Raw genomic sequence first — 17131 nt, 5'->3', positions numbered from 1 at the left:
TTCTACCCTGCTCTCCCAAGCGCGCTCCAGCTGAATGGCCTCTGCTTTCGGACGCGCTCCGCCCCGCCCTGGGATTCTATTCTGATGAAGCGCCTACTCATCTATCGCCTGGGCAGCCTCGGCGACACCATCATCGCCGTGCCGTTTTTCCGACGGATCGCCGAGCTTTATCCGGAGCACGAGCGTATCGTGCTTACCAACATTCCCATTTCCTCGAAGGCTGCGCCTTTGCTCACGGTGCTCGGAACCTCGCTGGTTCACCGGGCCATTTCCTATCCCGTCGGCACGCGCAGTCCCGCCGCGCTGTGGGATCTGCGGCGCCGGCTGTTGGAGCTTGAAACAGACACCATGATCTACCTGATGCCCTCCCGCGGCCTTGCCGGGGTGTATCGGGACGTTGCCTATTTCCGGCTGTGCGGCTTCAGAAATCTGCACGGCGTCCCGTGGACTCGCGATCTCGACACCTGTCGCGTCGCGCAGGGCTCGGGGGAGGAGGAGCCGGAATGCGAGCGCCTGGCCCGTGCGCTCAGCTGCCTCGGCCCCATCGACCTGCACGATCAGGCCAATTGGGATCTCTCGCTTGATGCTGCGGAGATCGCCGCCGGCAGTCAGGCCGTGGCCGGGCTCGGTGGGGCGCCGGTCGTCGCTATCAACATGGGCGGCAAGGCGGCGCAGAAGGATTGGGGCATCGATAACTGGCGCCGGCTTCTGACGGCGATCGGCAGAAGCCGGCCGGACCATGGCCTGCTCGTGGTCGGCGCGCGCGAGGATGCCGAGCGGGTACAGGCATTGCGTGATGCCTGGCCTGGTCCGGTCTCCAACCAATGCGGCACGCTCTCGCCGCGTGAATCGGCGGCGGCCATCAAGGGCTCGCGAGTGTTCATCGGGCACGATTCCGGTCCGCTGCATCTCGCCTCGGCGGTGCGTGTGCCGTGCGTCGGTCTGTTCGGAGACTTCAATCGGCCGCGAAAGTGGCATCCCTACGTGGGTGATAACCGGACATTGCATGACATGCGCGGCGTCCGGGCCATCGCCGTGGAGCAGGTCGTGTCCGCAGTTGCCGAGCTGCTCGGTTGACGGAAGGATCGCGCGCTGTGATCGGGACCATTATCCTGCAACCGCCGACCGGCAGAGAAGGTGCATGCTGACATGAGCCGCCTTCTCGCCTTCCGCAGGGTGGGCTTCACCTTCACCGCGCAGATCTACAACCAGATCGTCATCATCGCAGTGCAATTGCTGCAGGTGCCGTTCCTGCTCTCCGCCTGGGGGGCGGATCGCTACGGCGGGTGGCTCGTGCTCTATGCGGTGCCGAGCTATCTCACGCTGAGCGACTTCGGCTTCACCCTGGTGGCAAAGAACAGCATGGTGATGCATGCTGCGTCATCCGATCACGCCGGTGTCTTGCGGGTCTATCACAGCGTCTTCGCCCTGCTGCTGGTGGCTGCGGCGGTTATCCTTGCCGCCTGCGGCCTCGGCATCGAGGCCGTCACGCTGACGCAGGCTTTCGCTCTTGGTCCGCTCACCGAGACCGCTGCCAAGCTCACTATTCTTTTCCTAGTGGGCAGCGTGGTGGTGAACCAGTTCCTCCTCCTGCTGTGCGCCGGGGTGCGCGCCGCCGGCCGGCCGGCGGCCGAAGTGACCTGGGGTGCGACGTCGCGCCTGCTGGAGGGCATCGCCACGGTAGCCGTTGCCCTGCTCACCACGCGGGTCGAGCTGGCGGCGCTGGCCGTGCTGGTGATGCGTGTCGCCTGCACGCTCGGCCTGTGGATCTGGCTGAGAAGCGTGGCGCCGGACATTCCACTCGGGCTCAAGGGCGCTCGGCTCGCCGAGATCCGCCGCATGGCCAATCCCTCTTTCAGCTACATGCTGCTCGGGCTCGCGCAGGCTCTGGCGATCCAGGGACCGATCGTGCTGCTGGGCGCGGTCGCGACCGCGCAGGAGACCGTACTGTTCTCCACCTCCCGGACCCTGGCGCGCATGGGGACGTCCGCCGCCAACCTCATCAATTACTCCTTTGCGCCCGAATATTCGCGGTTGCATGGGCAGGGAAACACCAGCGCCTTCGCCAGGCTGAAGCGCATCCATGTGCTGATCGGTATTGCGGGCATCGTCGCCTACTGCCTCGGCCTGTGGGCGCTCGGTCCCTACGTCATGGAATTGTGGACGCATGGCCACGTGGCGGTGGTCTACCCGTTCTTTGCCCTGCTCAACGCTGCGGTGGCGGCGGAGATGTGGTGGGGATGCCTGTTCACACCAATCGCCGCCATCAACCGGCATGTGCGCTTGTCCTATCTTTTCGTGGGGCTGACTGCCGTGTGCGCAGTGCTCGCTTATAGCTGGGCGCTGTCGGAAGGGGCCACCGGCATCGCGGCGGCACTCCTGCTGCTCCACGGCGGCATGTCTGTGCTTGTCCTGGTGCTCGGGCGGTGAGCCGGCTTATGGCGAAGACAGCCGCATGCTCCGTTGCTGTAAGTTCCATGATGGGGTTATTTGAACGTATATTGTCGCAGATCTACTTTGCGATGCCTGATATTCTCTTTGGGGCACCAAAGCGCAGGGGAATTCACTTCATGTTTCAATCTTCGGGGTTCCAATGCGGTTGCGACTAAGGGTCATTGCCAGCGTGGATCCAAGGCACGGCGGCCCCATCGAGGGCATCCGTCAGCAGGCGCCGTTCCACGCATCCGCGGGCGTTGAGGAGCACGTGGTGAGTCTCGATCCGCCGGATGCGCCGTGGGTGAAGGATTTTCCGCTGAAAGTCTTCGCGTGCGGCGAGCCGATGGACAAGGCCTCTGGTGGTGTGAGGCGTCCTTGGCATCGCTACGGCTATTGCCCGGCCTTCATCCCTTGGCTGAAGGCCCATACGCGCGACTATGATGTGGTAACTGTCCATGGGCTCTGGAACTTCTCGACTATGGGAGCGCGCGCCGCGCTTGTGGGCGCGGACGTGCCCTATCTCGTGATGAGCCACGGCATGCTGGACCCCTGGTTCAAACGGAACTTCCCCCTCAAGGGCGCGATGAAGCAGGCGCTCTGGTGGTTCAACGAAGGCCCGCTCGTGAACAATGCGCGGGCCGTGCTCTTCACCAGCGAGGAGGAGCGCATTCTCGCCCGTCAGTCCTTCACGCCCTATCGGGCGAAGGAGCGGGTGGTGGCCTACGGTACCTCCGATCCCGGCCCGCTGCGCCCCGGGCAGACAGAGGCGTTTCGCGCGCTGGTGCCCAACCTCCGGCGCCCCTATCTGCTCTATCTCAGCCGCATCCATCCCAAGAAGGGCTGCGATCTGCTCATTGATGCCTTTGCTGAAATCGCGCGCGACGGGGACGGTGTCGATCTGGTCATGGCCGGCCCGGTCTCGGACGATTATTTTGCCGAACTGAAGGCCCTGGCTGAGCGGCGTGGCATTGCCGACCGCATCCACTGGCCGGGCATGCTGCGGGGCGATGCCAAGTGGGGCGGGTTCCACGGCTGTGAGGCCTTCGTTCTACCTTCACATCAGGAGAATTTCGGGATTGTGGTGGCCGAAGCGATGGCCTGCGCCAAGCCGGTCTTCATCACCAACAAGGTCAATATCTGGCGTGAGGTGACCGCAGGCGGCGGCTTCGCGGATGAGGACGACCGGCCGGGCGTTGTCCGCCTGCTGCGCCGCTTTGCCGCTCTCAGCCTCGACGAACGCCAGGTGATCGGTGAACGGGCGCGCGCGATATTCCTGTCCTCGTTCGAGGTCAGCCGCGCCGCCGAGGATCTCAACGACGCATGCCGTGACGCCATGGCCGGCCGAACTTAGGATGCGATACCCATGTATGTGATTACCGGCGGGACGGGCTTCATCGGCTCGAACATCGCGGCGGCGCTCGATGCCGCAGGCGAGGAAATCGTTATCGTCGATACCCTCGGCACGAATGACGTCAAATGGCGCAATATCGCCAAGCGCCGGCTGCTGGATCTGGTGCGCCCGGAGGCGTGCGATGCGTTCCTGAAGGCCAACGCCTCCAAGATCGCCGGCATCGTCCACATGGGTGCCATCTCCACGACCACCGAGACGGACGTGGACCTGATCGTCCACAACAACGTGCGTCTGTCCATCGACCTGTGGACGTTCGCGACCGCCAACCAGATCCCGCTGGTCTATGCCTCATCGGCGGCCACCTACGGCGATGGCGATCAGGGCTTTCTGGACCGCGACGACGAGGCCTATCTGTCCGACCTGAGGCCGCTCAATCCCTACGGCTGGAGCAAGAACGTCTTCGATCGCTTTGTCGTTGACCGGGTGAAGCGCGGGGAGCCGACGCCGCCCCTGTGGGCGGGGCTCAAGTTCTTCAACGTCTATGGACCGAATGAGTACCACAAGGGCGGCCAGCGCTCGGTGGCGGTCCAGCTGTTCGAGCAGATCCGCGACAAGGGCTTCGTCCGCCTGTTCCGCTCCGACAATCCCGACTATGCTGACGGTGAGCAATTGCGGGATTTTGTGTGGGTCGACGACTGCGTCGATGTCGCGCTATGGGCGCTGAAGACCCAAGGCGTGAAGTCCGGCCTCTACAATGTCGGGTCGGGATCCGCCCGCTCGTTCCTAGACAAGGCCAAGATCGTATTTTCGGCCATGGGCGTCGAGGAACGTGTCGAGTTCATCGATCTTCCGCAGAGCCTCAAGGGCAAGTACCAGTATTACACCTGCGCGGCGCTCGATAAGCTCGCGGCGGCCGGCTATAACCGGCCGACCACGGGCCTGGAAGAGGGGCTGACCCGCTACGTCAAGGACTATCTCTCCTCCGCCGATCAATTCCGGTGAGACGGGCGTCAGGGATGAGGGGTGAGGCCAAGCTATGAGCGATAGAGATATTCTTGATGCGAGCCGGGTGGATACTTGGCGTGGCGGGTCCAGCTTCACCCTGGCGAACCTTCTTCACCGCACGGCATTTCGCATCACGTGGCTGCTGCTGGCGCGGTGGACCCTGCCGAAGTGGCACGGGTGGAGGCGCATGATCCTGCGCGGGTTCGGCGCGACGATCGCCCACACGGCCGGGATCTATCCGAGCGCGCGAATCTGGTCTCCGGCCAATCTCGAGGTGGGTGACTACGCCTTCATCGGGCCTGATGTGACGGTCTATTCCATGGGCCGCATCGTGCTCGAGCCCTATGCCCTGGTCTCGCAGGGCGCCTACATCTGCGCCGGCACGCATGACATCGAGGACGTCAATTTCCAGCTGCGCTCGGCGCCGATCAGGATCGAGGCCCGGGCTTGGGTGGCAGCGCAGGCTTTCGTGGGACCGGGCGTGACGGTGGGACGCGGTGCGGTGCTGGGGGCGAGGTCTTGCGCCTTCAAGAATCTCGAACCCTGGACGGTCTACGTGGGCAATCCGGCCAAGGCGATCAAGCCCCGGAACGTTCGCTTCCCCGATTGTCCCAACTAGGGCGCGGCGGAAATGTTCGTCTCTCTCGGCCAATTGTCGGGCCTTCCGCCGCACGACGTCTGCGTCGTCGGCAGCGGCCCCGTGGGCATTGCCGTGGCGCTGGCGTGTGAGGAGGCTGGCCTGAGCGTTCTGCTCCTGGAGGCGGGCCAGGAGCAGCCCGACGCTTTCGCGGCGGGCCTCGGTGCCGGCCACAAGGTCGATGAGCAGCGTCACGCGCCGACGGACATCGCCATGTGCCGCGCGCTGGGGGGCACATCGCGCTGGTGGGGCGGGCGATGCGTCCCATTCGATGACATCGACTTTGCCCATCGGCCGCCCGTGCCGGACGCGGTCTGGCCCATTCGCCACGCCGAGATCGAGACCTATTACGCGCGGGCCGCCGCCTATTTCGGGATCGGGCCGGCGCGCTTCACGGCGCCTTCCGCGGTCGGCTCGCTAGGAGACGTGGAGTTCCAGCGCCTGGAGCGATGGACGCCTCAGATCAACATGGGTGTCCTGCATCGCAGGCGCCTCGAAACGTCTCGCCGCATCACCGTGGTTCTCGGGGCCGCCGTCACCGCCGTGCATCTCGATGCCAATGAGCGGCGGGTCGAGTCTCTCACGGTTGGCGGCGCCTTGGGCTCCCTGCGGATCACGCCTCCGCTCACAGTGCTGGCCTGTGGCGGTCTGGAAACGGCGCGACTTCTCCTTGTGTCTCAGAGATCGCATCCGCGCGCCTTCGGGGGCATTGGTGGGCCTCTGGGCCGGACCTACATGGGGCACATCTCCGGCAAGATTGCCGAGATCGTGCTGGCCGATCCAACCTCGGTCGCAGACCATGATTTCTTCCAAGATGAGGGCGCCTATGTTCGGCGGCGCCTGAACCTGTCGGGCGAGACACAGATGCGGGAGGGGGTGCTGAACACCGCCTTCTGGATCGATAATCCGCCATTCCACCAGCACGAGCACGGCAATGGTGTGCTTTCGCTGGTTTGGTGTGCATTGGCCTTCGCCCCGGTTGGACGCCGGCTTGCTTCGGAGGGGGTCCGGGTTGCGCACGTCGGCGGCCAGCCGCGCCACTGGGGGCGCCACGTCCGGAACGTGCTGCGTTCACCATTCGGAACCTTGTCGGGCATCCTGAAAATCCTGCGAGCCCGTTTCCTCACCAAACCTCGTCAACCGGGCTTCATCGTCCGCAATAGGGCGGGTCGTTATTCGCTGCACTATCACGGGGAGCACGCGCCGCATTCTGCTTCGCGGGTGGTCCTTTCCGATCGCTGCGATGCTCTGGGCATGCCCTATCTGGACGTGGACCTGAGATTTGCGCACGGGGATGCGGAATCCGTCGTGCGCTCCCACGAGCTCCTCGATGCAGCCTTGCAGCGTGGCGGGGTGGGGCAGCTGATCTACCGCCAGGCCGATCGAGAGGCACGTCTGGCGGCGGTGCTCGACCAGGCGGCCGACGGCTTTCATCAGGCTGGCACCACCCGCATGGCCGCGACGCCCTCCGAGGGGGTGGTCGATGCCCAGTGCCGGATCTATGGCGTCGACAACCTGTTCGTGGCGGGCAGCTCGGTGCTGCCGTCGTCGGGACAGGCCAATCCCACCTTTATTGCGGTGGCCCTCGGGCTGCGGCTTGCCGACCATCTGGCGGGGCTCAAGCGCGCGGGGACGGATGTCACCGCCGAGCCCAGCTCATCTCTCCTTCATGAAGGGGCACGTGCTTGAGACAGATTTTCGTCCCCGCCCTTCAGCGCGAGGTGTCCTGCCTCGCCTTCGGCTGCGCCTCGCTGGGATCTCGCGTCTCGCAGGCAGACGGAGAGAGGGCCGTCGGCCGCGCCCTTGATCGCGGCGTGACATGGTTTGACGCGGCGCCGCCATATGGGGACGGCCATGCCGAGCAGCTGTTGGGCAAGAGCCTGGGGGCGCGGCGAAAAGATGTGGTCATCTGCTCTAAGTTCGGCATTTCCCGCCCGAATGTGTCCTTCGCAGCGCAGGTGCTGCGGCCGCTGGCTCGACGCGCCGTGAGCCTGGTGCCAGGGCTGCGGCAGGTGGCGCGGCGCTCGCGCGGGACGGGCGAGAACACGGGAATTGCGCCAGGGGAGATCGAGGCGTGGCTGGACGAAAGTCTGCGCCAGCTCGGAACCGATTACTTGGACGTCTTCGCCTTCCATGAACCTTCATTGGCGAGTGTTGCGAATGGCGAAATGTATGGGGCTCTGCAGTCGCTCGTCGCCAAAGGGAAAATTCGAGCTGTCTCGATTGCAGGCCCCCCCGAGGTGCTGGCGGCCGCGGCCTCTGCGGGACATAGTCCCGATGTGGTCCAATTCCCAGATTCCCCCTTTGACGATGCTGCGGGCGCAGTCCGCGGGCTACCTTGGGGCCGGGCACCTCTGATGGTGACACATGGCGTTCTTGGATCTGGGGCACTTCAGCGGCTGAAGAGCATAGATGGCGCGAAGCAAGAGCGCCTTTCCGCCGTCGCCCGCCGCTGGGGTGTCGCGGGGGATCGGTGGGAGCCGGAAAGCCTGTTGCGGTTTGCTTTCGCGAACAATCCTTCTGGTTTGGTTCTCTTGTCCATGTTCGGAGAACGTCACTTGGACGCGAATGTAGCCGTTGCCGAATTGGGGCTGAAGCCAGGGTTTGTAGAAGAGTTTCAGGAAATTCTGTCCGAGGGGGGTAGCGGTGCTTGATCTGTCGGTGGTCATCCTCACGCACAACGAAGAGAAGCATATCGCCCGCGGATTGGCCGCCATCCGCAGTATCGCGAAGGAAGTCTTCGTCATCGACAGTTTCTCCACCGACCGGACGGTCGAGCTTGCGGAGGCTGCCGGTGCGGTGGTTCTAAAGAACAAGTTCGTCAATTATGCCAAGCAGTTCGAGTGGGGCCTCCAGAACGCACCGATCACCGGCACCTGGGTGATGCGCCTCGACGCCGACGAGGTTATCGAGCCGGACCTTGTTGCGGAGTTCGAAGCCAAGCTGCCGACGCTCGGCGCTGACGTGGTGGGCATCAACCTCAAGCGCAAACACATCTTCATGGACCGCTGGATCCGTCACGGCGACCGCTACCCTCTGATCCTGTTGCGCGTCTGGCGCCATGGCCATGGGCGGATCGAGAGCCGGTGGATGGACGAGCACATGATTACATGGGGCGGCCGGACCGTGACGTTCGATGGCGGATTCTCCGACCATAACATCAACGACCTGACGTTCTTCACCGATAAGCACAACAAATACGCGACGCGCGAAGCCATCGATATTTTGAACCGCAAGTATAGCCTGTTCCCGATGGATGAGGAACTTCCAAGCGAGGCTGTTTCTTTCCAGGCTTCAGTCAAGCGCTGGGTCAAGGAAAAGGTATATAACAAGCTTCCGCTTTGGGCCGGACCGACAGGTTTTTTCGTTTATCGTTATGTATTTAAGCTCGGGTTTCTGGATGGGCAGCCGGGGATGATCTATCATTTCTTGCAGGGTGGTTGGTATCGCTTCCTGGTGGGGGCGAAGGTCGTCGAATATGAGCGTGAACTCGTCACCTGTGTCAGCAACGAGGAGCGTCTCGAAAAGCTCGAGAAGCTCACGGGGCATCGCCTGCGTAGCGCAGTCTGAGACCTGGATTTGCGGCGATGACCATTACTGCGTTTGAAAGGATATAGCGTGGCCGTTCTCGTCACCGGTGGAGCCGGATACATCGGAAGCCATACTGCCCTCGCCCTTTGTGACCGTGGTGAAAAAGTCGTTGTACTCGACGACCTGTCTTCTGGGTTCGACTGGGCCGTCCCCCCGGCGGCGGATCTTGTGGTGGGGGATGTGTCGGATCAGGCTTTGGTCAGCCAGTTGATCGTCGAACACGGCATCACGGAGATCGTCCACTTCGCAGCGCGCATCCTGGTGCAGGAGTCGGTTGGGGACCCGCTGCGCTACTACCTCGGGAACACGGTCAAGACGCGGGCCTTGCTGGAGACGGCGCTTGCCCACGGCGTGACCCGCCTCATTTTCTCGTCCACCGCCGCTGTCTATGGCGAGGCACAGGTCGAGATCATTCCAGAGGACCAGCCGACCGCGCCGATCAATCCCTATGGCCGTTCAAAGCTCATGAGCGAGTGGATGCTCGCTGACGTCGCACGCGCCCATGGCCTCGCCTACGTGGTGCTGCGCTACTTTAACGTCGCCGGGGCCGATCCTGCGGGGCGTGCGGGAGAAACGCGTCGCGTCGCGACCCATCTCGTCAAGGTTGCGAGCGAGGCGGCCTCAGGGGTTCGGCCGGGCGTAGAGATTTTCGGGACCGACTATCCCACGCGGGACGGCTCCTGCATTCGCGACTATGTCCACGTGTCTGACCTCGCGAGCGCCCACGTAGCCGCGCTGGATCACCTGCGGGCGGGCGGCGCAAACCTCACGCTCAACTGCGGCTATGGGCGCGGCTTCTCGGTGAAAGAGGTTGTGGACGTGGTGAAGCGTGTGTCGGGCGTAGATTTTCCCGTGAAACTCTCGGGACGGCGCGCCGGCGATCCCGCTTGCCTCGTGGGGGCTGCCGACCGTATCCGCACCGAACTCGGCTGGACACCGCAGCTTGATGACCTCGAGACGATCGTGCGTCATGCCCTAGGCTGGGAGGAGCGTCTGGCGTCGAGGAACGCGCGGGTAAAATAGGGCCGTCACCACGGAAGCGTGCGTTCTGACATGCGTCCAGCACCCTGCGCCGAACCGCTCTTGTGCGTTTGACCGGTCTACTCAAGGGGTTTCGCGAGGCGGATGTCGCGGCTGACGTTCACGCCCAGAGATACGGACAGGCGGGCGTGGCCGCCCGCTCATCCAAAGACCAGAAGCATCACCCACCGTGCCCTTGGGACTGGTCTCGTCCCCAGCCCCGATCAGGCCTTGCGACCGGTCGTCGCGCCAGCAAACCCGACCGCCGCCAGCCCGAGCGCGATCAACGCGTTCCACCCCGCCATGGACAGGCCGAACATTCGCCACGCCGCTTCGTCGCAGCGCGGGACGCGGGCGCCCTTGAGGGCGGAGAGGACATTGCTCGTTGCCACGGGTGCGCCGGTGCAAGCTGTGGGGCCGGTCCAGAACTGCCATTCGATTCCCGCGTGGTAGATCGCAAGCCCAGCGTTCGCGAGCATGGCGACGCCCAGCAGGGCCAGCAGGACTCGCGCCGGTCCGGACCGGTCGCTTCGGGCGAGGAAGAAGGCGATCAGTCCCAAGGGGATGGCGGCATAATAGGCGATGCGCTGGTCGAGGCAGAGGGGGCAGGGCGCCAGCCCCACGACCAGCTGGAAATACCAGGCCGCGCTGAGGGCCATGACAGAGCCCGCCACCAGCAGCAGGGACGCGGTTTCCTTCGTGGTCGGATACAAGGCAAGCTCCGTTCGCGGTCGACGGCCAAGCCCCGCGATAGCTTGGCTGAGGCGTCATTGTCCATGCGCTGGGCGTTGATTGACGCTCATGTGACTTGATGTGACGCAACGGTCGATGGTGCGCCCCTACCTTGGAAATGTTCTTACTCAGGCCCACCCGTATGGCGCTGCTGTGCAGCATGGGGTATAAATTTGCTAGTCGTCTTCGGAGGCATTCGCATTGCGTTTCCCTCGGCGGCGCATATTTTGGTTTTAGCTACGAAGATTGCAGCCGAAATGACCGAGATGCCCCGCGCCCGTACCACCTTCAGCACCTCCTTCTCCCAGGGCGGTGACATGCAGGTCGAACCGATCCTTCCCGTCGCCCAGCTGCGGGATGTGAACACGACGCGTCGCACTGGCTGCCCGTTCCACGACGTTCGCGAGATGCTGAAGGAAGTTGGCCTGCGGCCCACCCGCCAGCGTCTGGCCCTCGGCTGGTTGCTGTTCGCCAAGGGCGACCGGCATGTGACGGCTGAAATCCTGCACGAGGAGGCCATCAAGGCGCGCTTCCCGGTCTCGCTCGCCACCGTCTACAACACGCTGCACCAGTTCACGGAAGTGAGCCTGCTGCGCGAGGTGGCAGTGGACGGCTCCAAGACCTATTTCGACACCAACGCCTCCGACCACCACCATTTCTTCGTCGAAGGCCAGAACGATCTGGTGGACATTCCGGCTGCGGACGTGGCTGTGAACCTGCTGCCTGAGCCGCCGGAAGGCTATGAGGTCGCCCGCGTGGACGTGGTCGTCCGCCTGCGGCGCAAGGGCACGAATCGCGGCTGATTCGGATTTCGCATCAGAGTTTCAGGCCGGGCATGTCCCGGCCTTTTTTGCGTCTGGACGCCGGCTCAGATGGTGCGCAGCGGCTTTTCGAGCACGGCCAGCACGCGGGGCAGTTCGTGGCCACGCTTCAGGATGAGGCCGGTCTGCGAGACCACGCTGTAGATGCCCTGCTTCCGGGCGAGGCGTGGGTCCTTCTCGATGCGGTAGAGGGGGACGTCCATGGCGCGGCGATAGATGCAGAAGACGGCCTTGTCGCGTTGGAAATCAATGGCGTAGTCGCGCCATTCACCCTGGGCGACCATGCGTCCGTAGAGGTCGAGGATCCGGTCCAACTCGCGACGGTCGAAGGTGATGCGAAGGGGGGCGGGGGCGGGCGCGGAGGGCTGGACCGGCGAGATGCCGCGCCGCTGCAGGACTATGGGTTCGATGTCTCCCATCGGGCCTCCTTGTCCTTGTCTGGCGTCACGTTCCGGCGGGGCTGCCGGGTTTCGGACGCTTGCATTTTCTCATGATCCCTCTGCCGGCGCCCCCTTTCAAGGGCAATCCGTAGCCGGCTGCTCCCGATCGCGGGATGGCATCTCGATACCCATCACGCCAACGTCAATGGAATCACAGTGTCGCCGGAATTCGGCCAATCGCGTGCCGCGGGCCGGCGCGATCTTTCTTCGCGTAGCAGGGCCGGTTCGCGAGGCGCTCCGGTCTATCCCAGCCCCCCAGCCCCCCGGGGTGTGCGCGAACCGGCCACTGCTACGCACCGACTTCAGACCCCCGATGTAGGCCATCCCATGCGGATGGCCTTTTTTTTGGCCCCGCGACCACGCACAGCGCGAGCCGAATCGGCCCGGGATGCCGGGACGATTCAGGCGATCAAAACGGGTGGTTCAGGTGGGTTCGGCGCAGGTTCGGTGGAATGCCGGTTCAGTCGAGCGGGAAGAGGGTCGCGCCGACGATCTGTCCGGGGGCGGCCGGGGTGCCGGTCTGCACCATCACCGCCACCGCATCCATGCCTTCCCGGTGGAGGTCCTTCAGCGGCACCCGGAAGGTTCGGGCATCCCCCTGCCAGCGGGCAACGCGGGTCCAGCCGCGCACCACGTTGGAGTAGGTGACATTGCGTCCGCCATTCTCGCCGCGGCCTATGGAGACCGACTGGGTGCGCGACACCGGGCAGGCCCACAGCTCGGCACCGTCCTCGATGGAGAGGGGTTGGGGCAGGGTGATCTCGAGGGCGTCTCCGTCCCGCTTCACCTCGACGGGAAGGGAGAGGCCGCCGGAGGCGCGGGCGGTCATGACGGCGCGCTGCACGGCGGCGCGGTCGCTGCCCTTGGCGGCGATCTGGCCGTCTATGACCATCTGGGGGGTATAGATCTTCTTGTCCGGCCGCTGCTCGGCGTAGGCCTTCTGGCGCAGGGAGTGGCCGTGGAGGGCGAGGGTGTCCTTCCAGCCCACATAGTCCCAGTAGTCCACCGAGAGGGTGAGCGCGAGCACCTGCGGATCCTTGGCGAGATCGTTCAGCAGCGCGTCGGCGGGCGGGCAGGAGGCGCAGCCCTGGCTGGTGAACAGCTCCACCACCACCTTCGGCTGGGTCTGCGCCATCGCCGGCGAGGCGGCGAGGGCGAGGACGAGCGCGAGGGCGGAGCGGTTCAACATCATGGGGCGCAATGCAGTTGTTGGCGGAATGTGTCCCCGCAATAACCGACCGACGCACCGCACTCCAGTCACAATAGGGTGTCGGAACGGTATCATTTACACGCTCGACACATGAAAACGCCGGCCCGACAGGCGTCGGGCCGGCGTCAGTCACGTCTCTGTCAGGACCCCGAGGGGGCCCCGGGGAGATCAGGCCGCGAGCGAGCGCAGCACGTAGGGCAGGATGCCGCCGTTGCGGAAGTAGTCCAGCTCGTCCAGCGTATCGATACGGCAGATGAGCTCGACGTTCTTCACGGTGCCGTCGGCGAACTTGATCTCGGCGGTGAGCGTCTGGCGGGGCTTGAGGTCACCCTCGATGCCCTTGAGGGTGACGATCTCGTCGCCCTTGATGCCGAGGCTCTGCCAGCTCTCGCCGTCCTTAAACACCAGCGGCACGATGCCCATGCCGACGAGGTTCGAGCGGTGGATACGCTCGAAGGACTGAGCCACCACGGCGCGCACGCCGAGCAGCTTGGTGCCCTTCGCCGCCCAGTCGCGGGAGGAGCCGGTGCCGTATTCCTTACCGGCGAACACCACCAGCGGAACGCCCTCGGCCTTGTACTGCATGGCCGCGTCGTAGATGGGCAGCTGGGCGCCATCCGGATAGTGGATGGTCACGCCGCCTTCCACGCCCGGCACCATCTGGTTCTTGATGCGGATGTTGGCGAAGGTGCCACGCATCATCACTTCATGGTTGCCGCGGCGGGTGCCGTACTGGTTGAAGTCCACCGGGCGCACCTGATGATCGATCAGGTACTGGCCCGCCGGCGACGCCTGCTTGATGGAGCCGGCCGGCGAGATGTGGTCGGTGGTGATGGAGTCGAGGAACAGGCCCATGATCCGGGCATCGATGATGTCCTTGACCGGCTCCGGCTGCTTCTGCATCCCGACGAAATAGGGCGGGTTCTGCACGTAGGTCGAGGCGTCCTGCCAGGCATAGGTCTGGCCGGTGGGTACGGCGATCTTCTGCCAGTGCTCGTCGCCCTTGAAGACGTCGGAATACTTTTCCTTGAACATCTTCTTTGTGACGTTCTCGCGGATGTACTGGGCCACTTCCTTGTTGGAAGGCCAGATGTCCTTGAGGTACACGGGCTTGCCGTCCTTGTCCGTGCCGAGCGGCTCGGTGGTCAGGTCGATCTGCAGCGAGCCGGCGAGCGCATAGGCGACCACCAAAGGCGGGGAGGCGAGGTAGTTCGCCTTCACGTCCGGGTTCACGCGGCCTTCGAAGTTGCGGTTGCCGGAGATCACGGCGCCGGCGACGAGGTCGTTCTTGTTGATCGCCTCGGAGATCGGCTCCGGCAGCGGGCCGGAATTGCCGATGCAGGTGGTGCAGCCGAAGCCGACCAGGTTGAAGCCCACGTCGTCGAGATATTCCTGCAGGCCGGCGGCCTTCAGATAGCCTTCCACCACCTGCGAGCCCGGCGCGAGCGAGGTCTTCACCCACGGCTTGGACTTCAGGCCGCGCTTCACGGCGGCCTTGGCCAGCAGGCCGGCGGCGATCAGCACGGAGGGGTTGGAGGTGTTGGTGCAGGAGGTGATGGCGGCGATCACCACGTCGCCGTGGCCGAGCGTGTAGTCGGTGCCGGTGACGGGAACGCGCTTGGCGGCCTCACCGGGCTTCTTGAACTCGCCTTCCAGGGCGGACACGAAGCCGGTCTTGGTGTCGGAGAGCAGCACGCGGTCCTGCGGGCGCTTGGGGCCGGCGAGGGACGGCAGAACGGTGTCGAGGTCCAGCTCCAGGGTGTCGGTGAACACCGGGTCGGGCGTGTCCTTCTTGCGCCACATGCCCTGCGCCTTGGAGTACTTCTCCACCAGCGCGACGCGGCTGTCCTTGCGGCCGGTCTCGTCGAGATAGTCGATGGTTTCCTTGTCCACAGGGAAGAAGCCGCAGGTGGCGCCGTATTCCGGGGCCATGTTGGCGATGGTGGCGCGGTCGGCGAGGGAGAGGTGATCCAGGCCCGGGCCGTAGAATTCCACGAACTTGCCCACGACGCCCTTCTTGCGGAGCATCTGGGTGACGGTGAGCACGAGGTCGGTGGCGGTGATGCCCTCACGCAGCTTGCCGTCGAGCTTGAAGCCGATCACTTCGGGGATGAGCATGGAGATGGGCTGGCCGAGCATGGCCGCCTCGGCCTCGATGCCGCCCACGCCCCAGCCGAGCACGCCCAGGCCGTTGACCATGGTGGTGTGCGAGTCGGTGCCCACCAGCGTATCGGGATAGGCCACCTCGACCTTCTTGCCGCCGATCTCTTCCTTGCGGGTCCAGACGGTCTGGGCGAGGTATTCGAGATTCACCTGATGGCAGATGCCGGTGCCGGGCGGAACGACGCGGAAATTGTCGAACGCGTTCTGGCCCCACTTCAGGAAGCGGTAGCGCTCCTGGTTCTGCTTGTATTCTTCCTCGACGTTCTTGCCGAACGCCTTGTTGTCACCGAAGAAGTTCACGATCACTGAGTGATCGATCACCAGATCCACGGGAACCAGCGGGTTGATGCGCTCGGGGTCGCCGCCGAGGGCCACCATGGCGTCACGCATGGCGGCAAGGTCCACCACCGCCGGAACGCCGGTGAAGTCCTGCATCAGCACGCGCGCGGGGCGATAGGCGATTTCCTTCTCGGCCTTGCCGCGGTTGTTCACCCAGTCGGCCACCGAGATCACGTCTTCCTTCGTGACGGAGCGACCATCCTCGAAGCGCAGCAGGTTCTCGAGCAGCACCTTCATGGAGAAGGGGAGGGCGGAAATGCCCGGAAGGCCATTCTTCTCCGCCAGCGCGAGATCGTAATAGACGTACTCTTTGTCGTCTACCGTCAGGGTTGTGCGGCACTTGAAGCTGTCGAGGGAGGTCACGGCTGGAAAACTCCGGTTCGATGATCGACCGAAACAGCACCTCCTTTGACGGTGGAGGTCTTTTCTCCACCACCTTGGACGGCGCGGCTGCGGGCTTTATAGAGCCATTTCAAAGCGCGGTCATGCGATAACAGCGTTGAATGTGCAATGCACCAAAAGGCAGGGGTGAGCAACGCATGACGGTCAAGGCGCTGGTAGGGGATAACCTTTCCTGCCGAAGAGGTTTCAAGCTCCTGTTCGAAGGCCTCGCCGTGTCGGCGGCCGCCGGGCGGGCGCTGGTGGTGGTCGGGCCGAACGGCGCCGGCAAATCCTCGCTGCTGCGCATCCTCGCCGGACTGCTCGCCCCCACCTCCGGTACCGTGCGCCTGGATGGCGGCGGTGAGTCCGTGGGCGAGCACCTGCATTATCTCGGGCATGAGGATGCGGTGAAGGGCGCGCTCACGGTCGCCGCCAATCTCGCCTTCTGGCGCACCGTGCTCGGCGGCGGCGGACTTGAGGTGGAAGAGGCGCTGGAGGAGGTGGGCCTTGGCGGCCTCGGCCGGCTGCGCGCGCAGGTGCTCTCCGCCGGCCAGAAGCGCCGCCTCGCCATTGCCCGCCTGCTCGTCGCTAGGCGGCCGGTGTGGGTGCTGGACGAGCCGACCACGGCGCTGGATGTGAAGGCGCAGGCCCGCTTCGCCGCCTTCGGCCGCGCCCATCTCGCCGAAGGCGGCCTCCTCATCGCCGCCACCCACGCGCCGCTCGACCTTGGCGAGACGGACGAACTCCGGCTGGGAGGGGTGGTGTGATGGCTGTTTCGTTTCTCGGTCTCGCGCCGCGCGTTCGCTTGCTCGCTCTCGTCGCCCGTGCCCCATGCCTCCCCTCTCCCCTTGTGGGAGAGGGGCCGGGGGTGAGGGGACTTTCCAAGTCCGCCGGCCCTGGCATTCGCGGAGACGTGGCCCGCCCCCCCCCCCCCACCCCCCCGGGGGGGGGGGGGGGGGCCGGGGCGGGGGGGGGGCGGGGGGCGCCCCCGGTGAGGCCAAAACC

General features: G+C 64.8%; 15 protein-coding genes. 11 read left to right on the top strand and 4 right to left on the bottom strand.

Annotated features, from left to right (window positions below):
• The first annotated feature begins 84 nt into the window (after positions 1-84).
• From FHT36_RS19500 to galE, 9 genes are all read left to right on the top strand, one after another.
• On the top strand, positions 85-1077 hold the full coding sequence (locus FHT36_RS19500) for a glycosyltransferase family 9 protein (protein WP_169124154.1): 993 nt from the start codon (positions 85-87) through the stop codon (positions 1075-1077).
• A 72-nt stretch (positions 1078-1149) separates the two neighbouring features.
• Positions 1150-2430 (top strand): lipopolysaccharide biosynthesis protein, encoded by a 1281-nt coding sequence (locus FHT36_RS19495; RefSeq protein WP_169124153.1) that lies wholly within the window; start codon positions 1150-1152, stop codon positions 2428-2430.
• A gap of 163 nt (positions 2431-2593) precedes the next feature.
• Positions 2594-3787, top strand: a complete 1194-nt coding sequence (locus FHT36_RS19490) for a glycosyltransferase (RefSeq protein WP_169124152.1) — start codon at positions 2594-2596, stop codon at positions 3785-3787.
• Positions 3788-3799: 12 nt separating this feature from the next.
• Positions 3800-4789, top strand: a complete 990-nt coding sequence (gene rfaD, locus FHT36_RS19485; protein ID WP_169124151.1) for an ADP-glyceromanno-heptose 6-epimerase — start codon at positions 3800-3802, stop codon at positions 4787-4789.
• A 190-nt stretch (positions 4790-4979) separates the two neighbouring features.
• Positions 4980-5411 carry a putative colanic acid biosynthesis acetyltransferase gene (locus tag FHT36_RS19480; RefSeq protein WP_246702332.1) on the top strand — a complete coding sequence of 144 codons (432 nt, stop codon included), beginning with the start codon at positions 4980-4982 and terminating at the stop codon, positions 5409-5411.
• 12 nt (positions 5412-5423) lie between these two features.
• Positions 5424-7118, top strand: coding sequence for a GMC oxidoreductase (locus tag FHT36_RS19475; protein WP_169124149.1), 1695 nt, complete (start codon positions 5424-5426; stop codon positions 7116-7118).
• The gene (locus FHT36_RS19470) at positions 7115-8083 is read left to right on the top strand and encodes an aldo/keto reductase (RefSeq protein WP_169124148.1); all 969 of its coding nucleotides are present in this window, start codon (positions 7115-7117) and stop codon (positions 8081-8083) included. Before FHT36_RS19475 ends, FHT36_RS19470 begins: the two co-directional genes overlap by 4 nt.
• Positions 8076-8999 carry a glycosyltransferase family 2 protein gene (locus FHT36_RS19465; RefSeq protein WP_169124147.1) on the top strand — a complete coding sequence of 308 codons (924 nt, stop codon included), beginning with the start codon at positions 8076-8078 and terminating at the stop codon, positions 8997-8999. Before FHT36_RS19470 ends, FHT36_RS19465 begins: the two co-directional genes overlap by 8 nt.
• Before the next feature lie 48 nt (positions 9000-9047).
• Entirely contained in the window at positions 9048-10043 is a 996-nt protein-coding gene (gene galE / locus FHT36_RS19460) for a UDP-glucose 4-epimerase GalE (protein WP_169124146.1), read from the top strand.
• Between the two features lie 221 nt (positions 10044-10264).
• Here galE and FHT36_RS19455 read toward each other — a convergent pair whose 3' ends face one another.
• The gene (locus FHT36_RS19455; RefSeq protein ID WP_281408812.1) at positions 10265-10753 is read right to left on the bottom strand and encodes a disulfide bond formation protein B; all 489 of its coding nucleotides are present in this window, start codon (positions 10751-10753) and stop codon (positions 10265-10267) included.
• Between the two features lie 336 nt (positions 10754-11089).
• On the opposite strand from FHT36_RS19455, the gene irrA reads away from it, so the two are divergent.
• Positions 11090-11575: an iron response transcriptional regulator IrrA gene (gene irrA, locus FHT36_RS19450; protein WP_169124365.1), complete on the top strand. Its 486-nt coding sequence runs from the start codon at positions 11090-11092 to the stop codon at positions 11573-11575.
• A 65-nt stretch (positions 11576-11640) separates the two neighbouring features.
• Here the strand turns inward: irrA and FHT36_RS19445 are convergent, their stop codons facing one another.
• From FHT36_RS19445 to acnA, 3 genes are all read right to left on the bottom strand, one after another.
• Positions 11641-12012, bottom strand: a complete 372-nt coding sequence (locus tag FHT36_RS19445) for a DUF2794 domain-containing protein (protein ID WP_169124145.1) — start codon at positions 12010-12012, stop codon at positions 11641-11643.
• A gap of 481 nt (positions 12013-12493) precedes the next feature.
• Positions 12494-13225: a thioredoxin family protein gene (locus tag FHT36_RS19440; RefSeq protein WP_210257878.1), complete on the bottom strand. Its 732-nt coding sequence runs from the start codon at positions 13223-13225 to the stop codon at positions 12494-12496.
• 186 nt (positions 13226-13411) lie between these two features.
• Positions 13412-16108 (bottom strand): aconitate hydratase AcnA, encoded by a 2697-nt coding sequence (gene acnA, locus FHT36_RS19435; protein ID WP_169124143.1) that lies wholly within the window; start codon positions 16106-16108, stop codon positions 13412-13414.
• Between the two features lie 176 nt (positions 16109-16284).
• Between acnA and ccmA the strand changes: the two genes are divergently transcribed.
• Entirely contained in the window at positions 16285-16893 is a 609-nt protein-coding gene (ccmA, locus tag FHT36_RS19430; RefSeq protein ID WP_169124142.1) for a heme ABC exporter ATP-binding protein CcmA, read from the top strand.
• The last annotated feature ends 238 nt before the right edge of the window (positions 16894-17131 follow it).

Origin of the sequence: Xanthobacter sp. SG618 (assembly GCF_012932745.1) — a bacterium.
Classification (GTDB): Bacteria; Pseudomonadota; Alphaproteobacteria; order Rhizobiales; family Xanthobacteraceae; genus Xanthobacter; species Xanthobacter flavus.
Note: the sequence above shows the minus strand (reverse complement) of the source record. Positions and strands in the feature narration are given on the sequence as shown.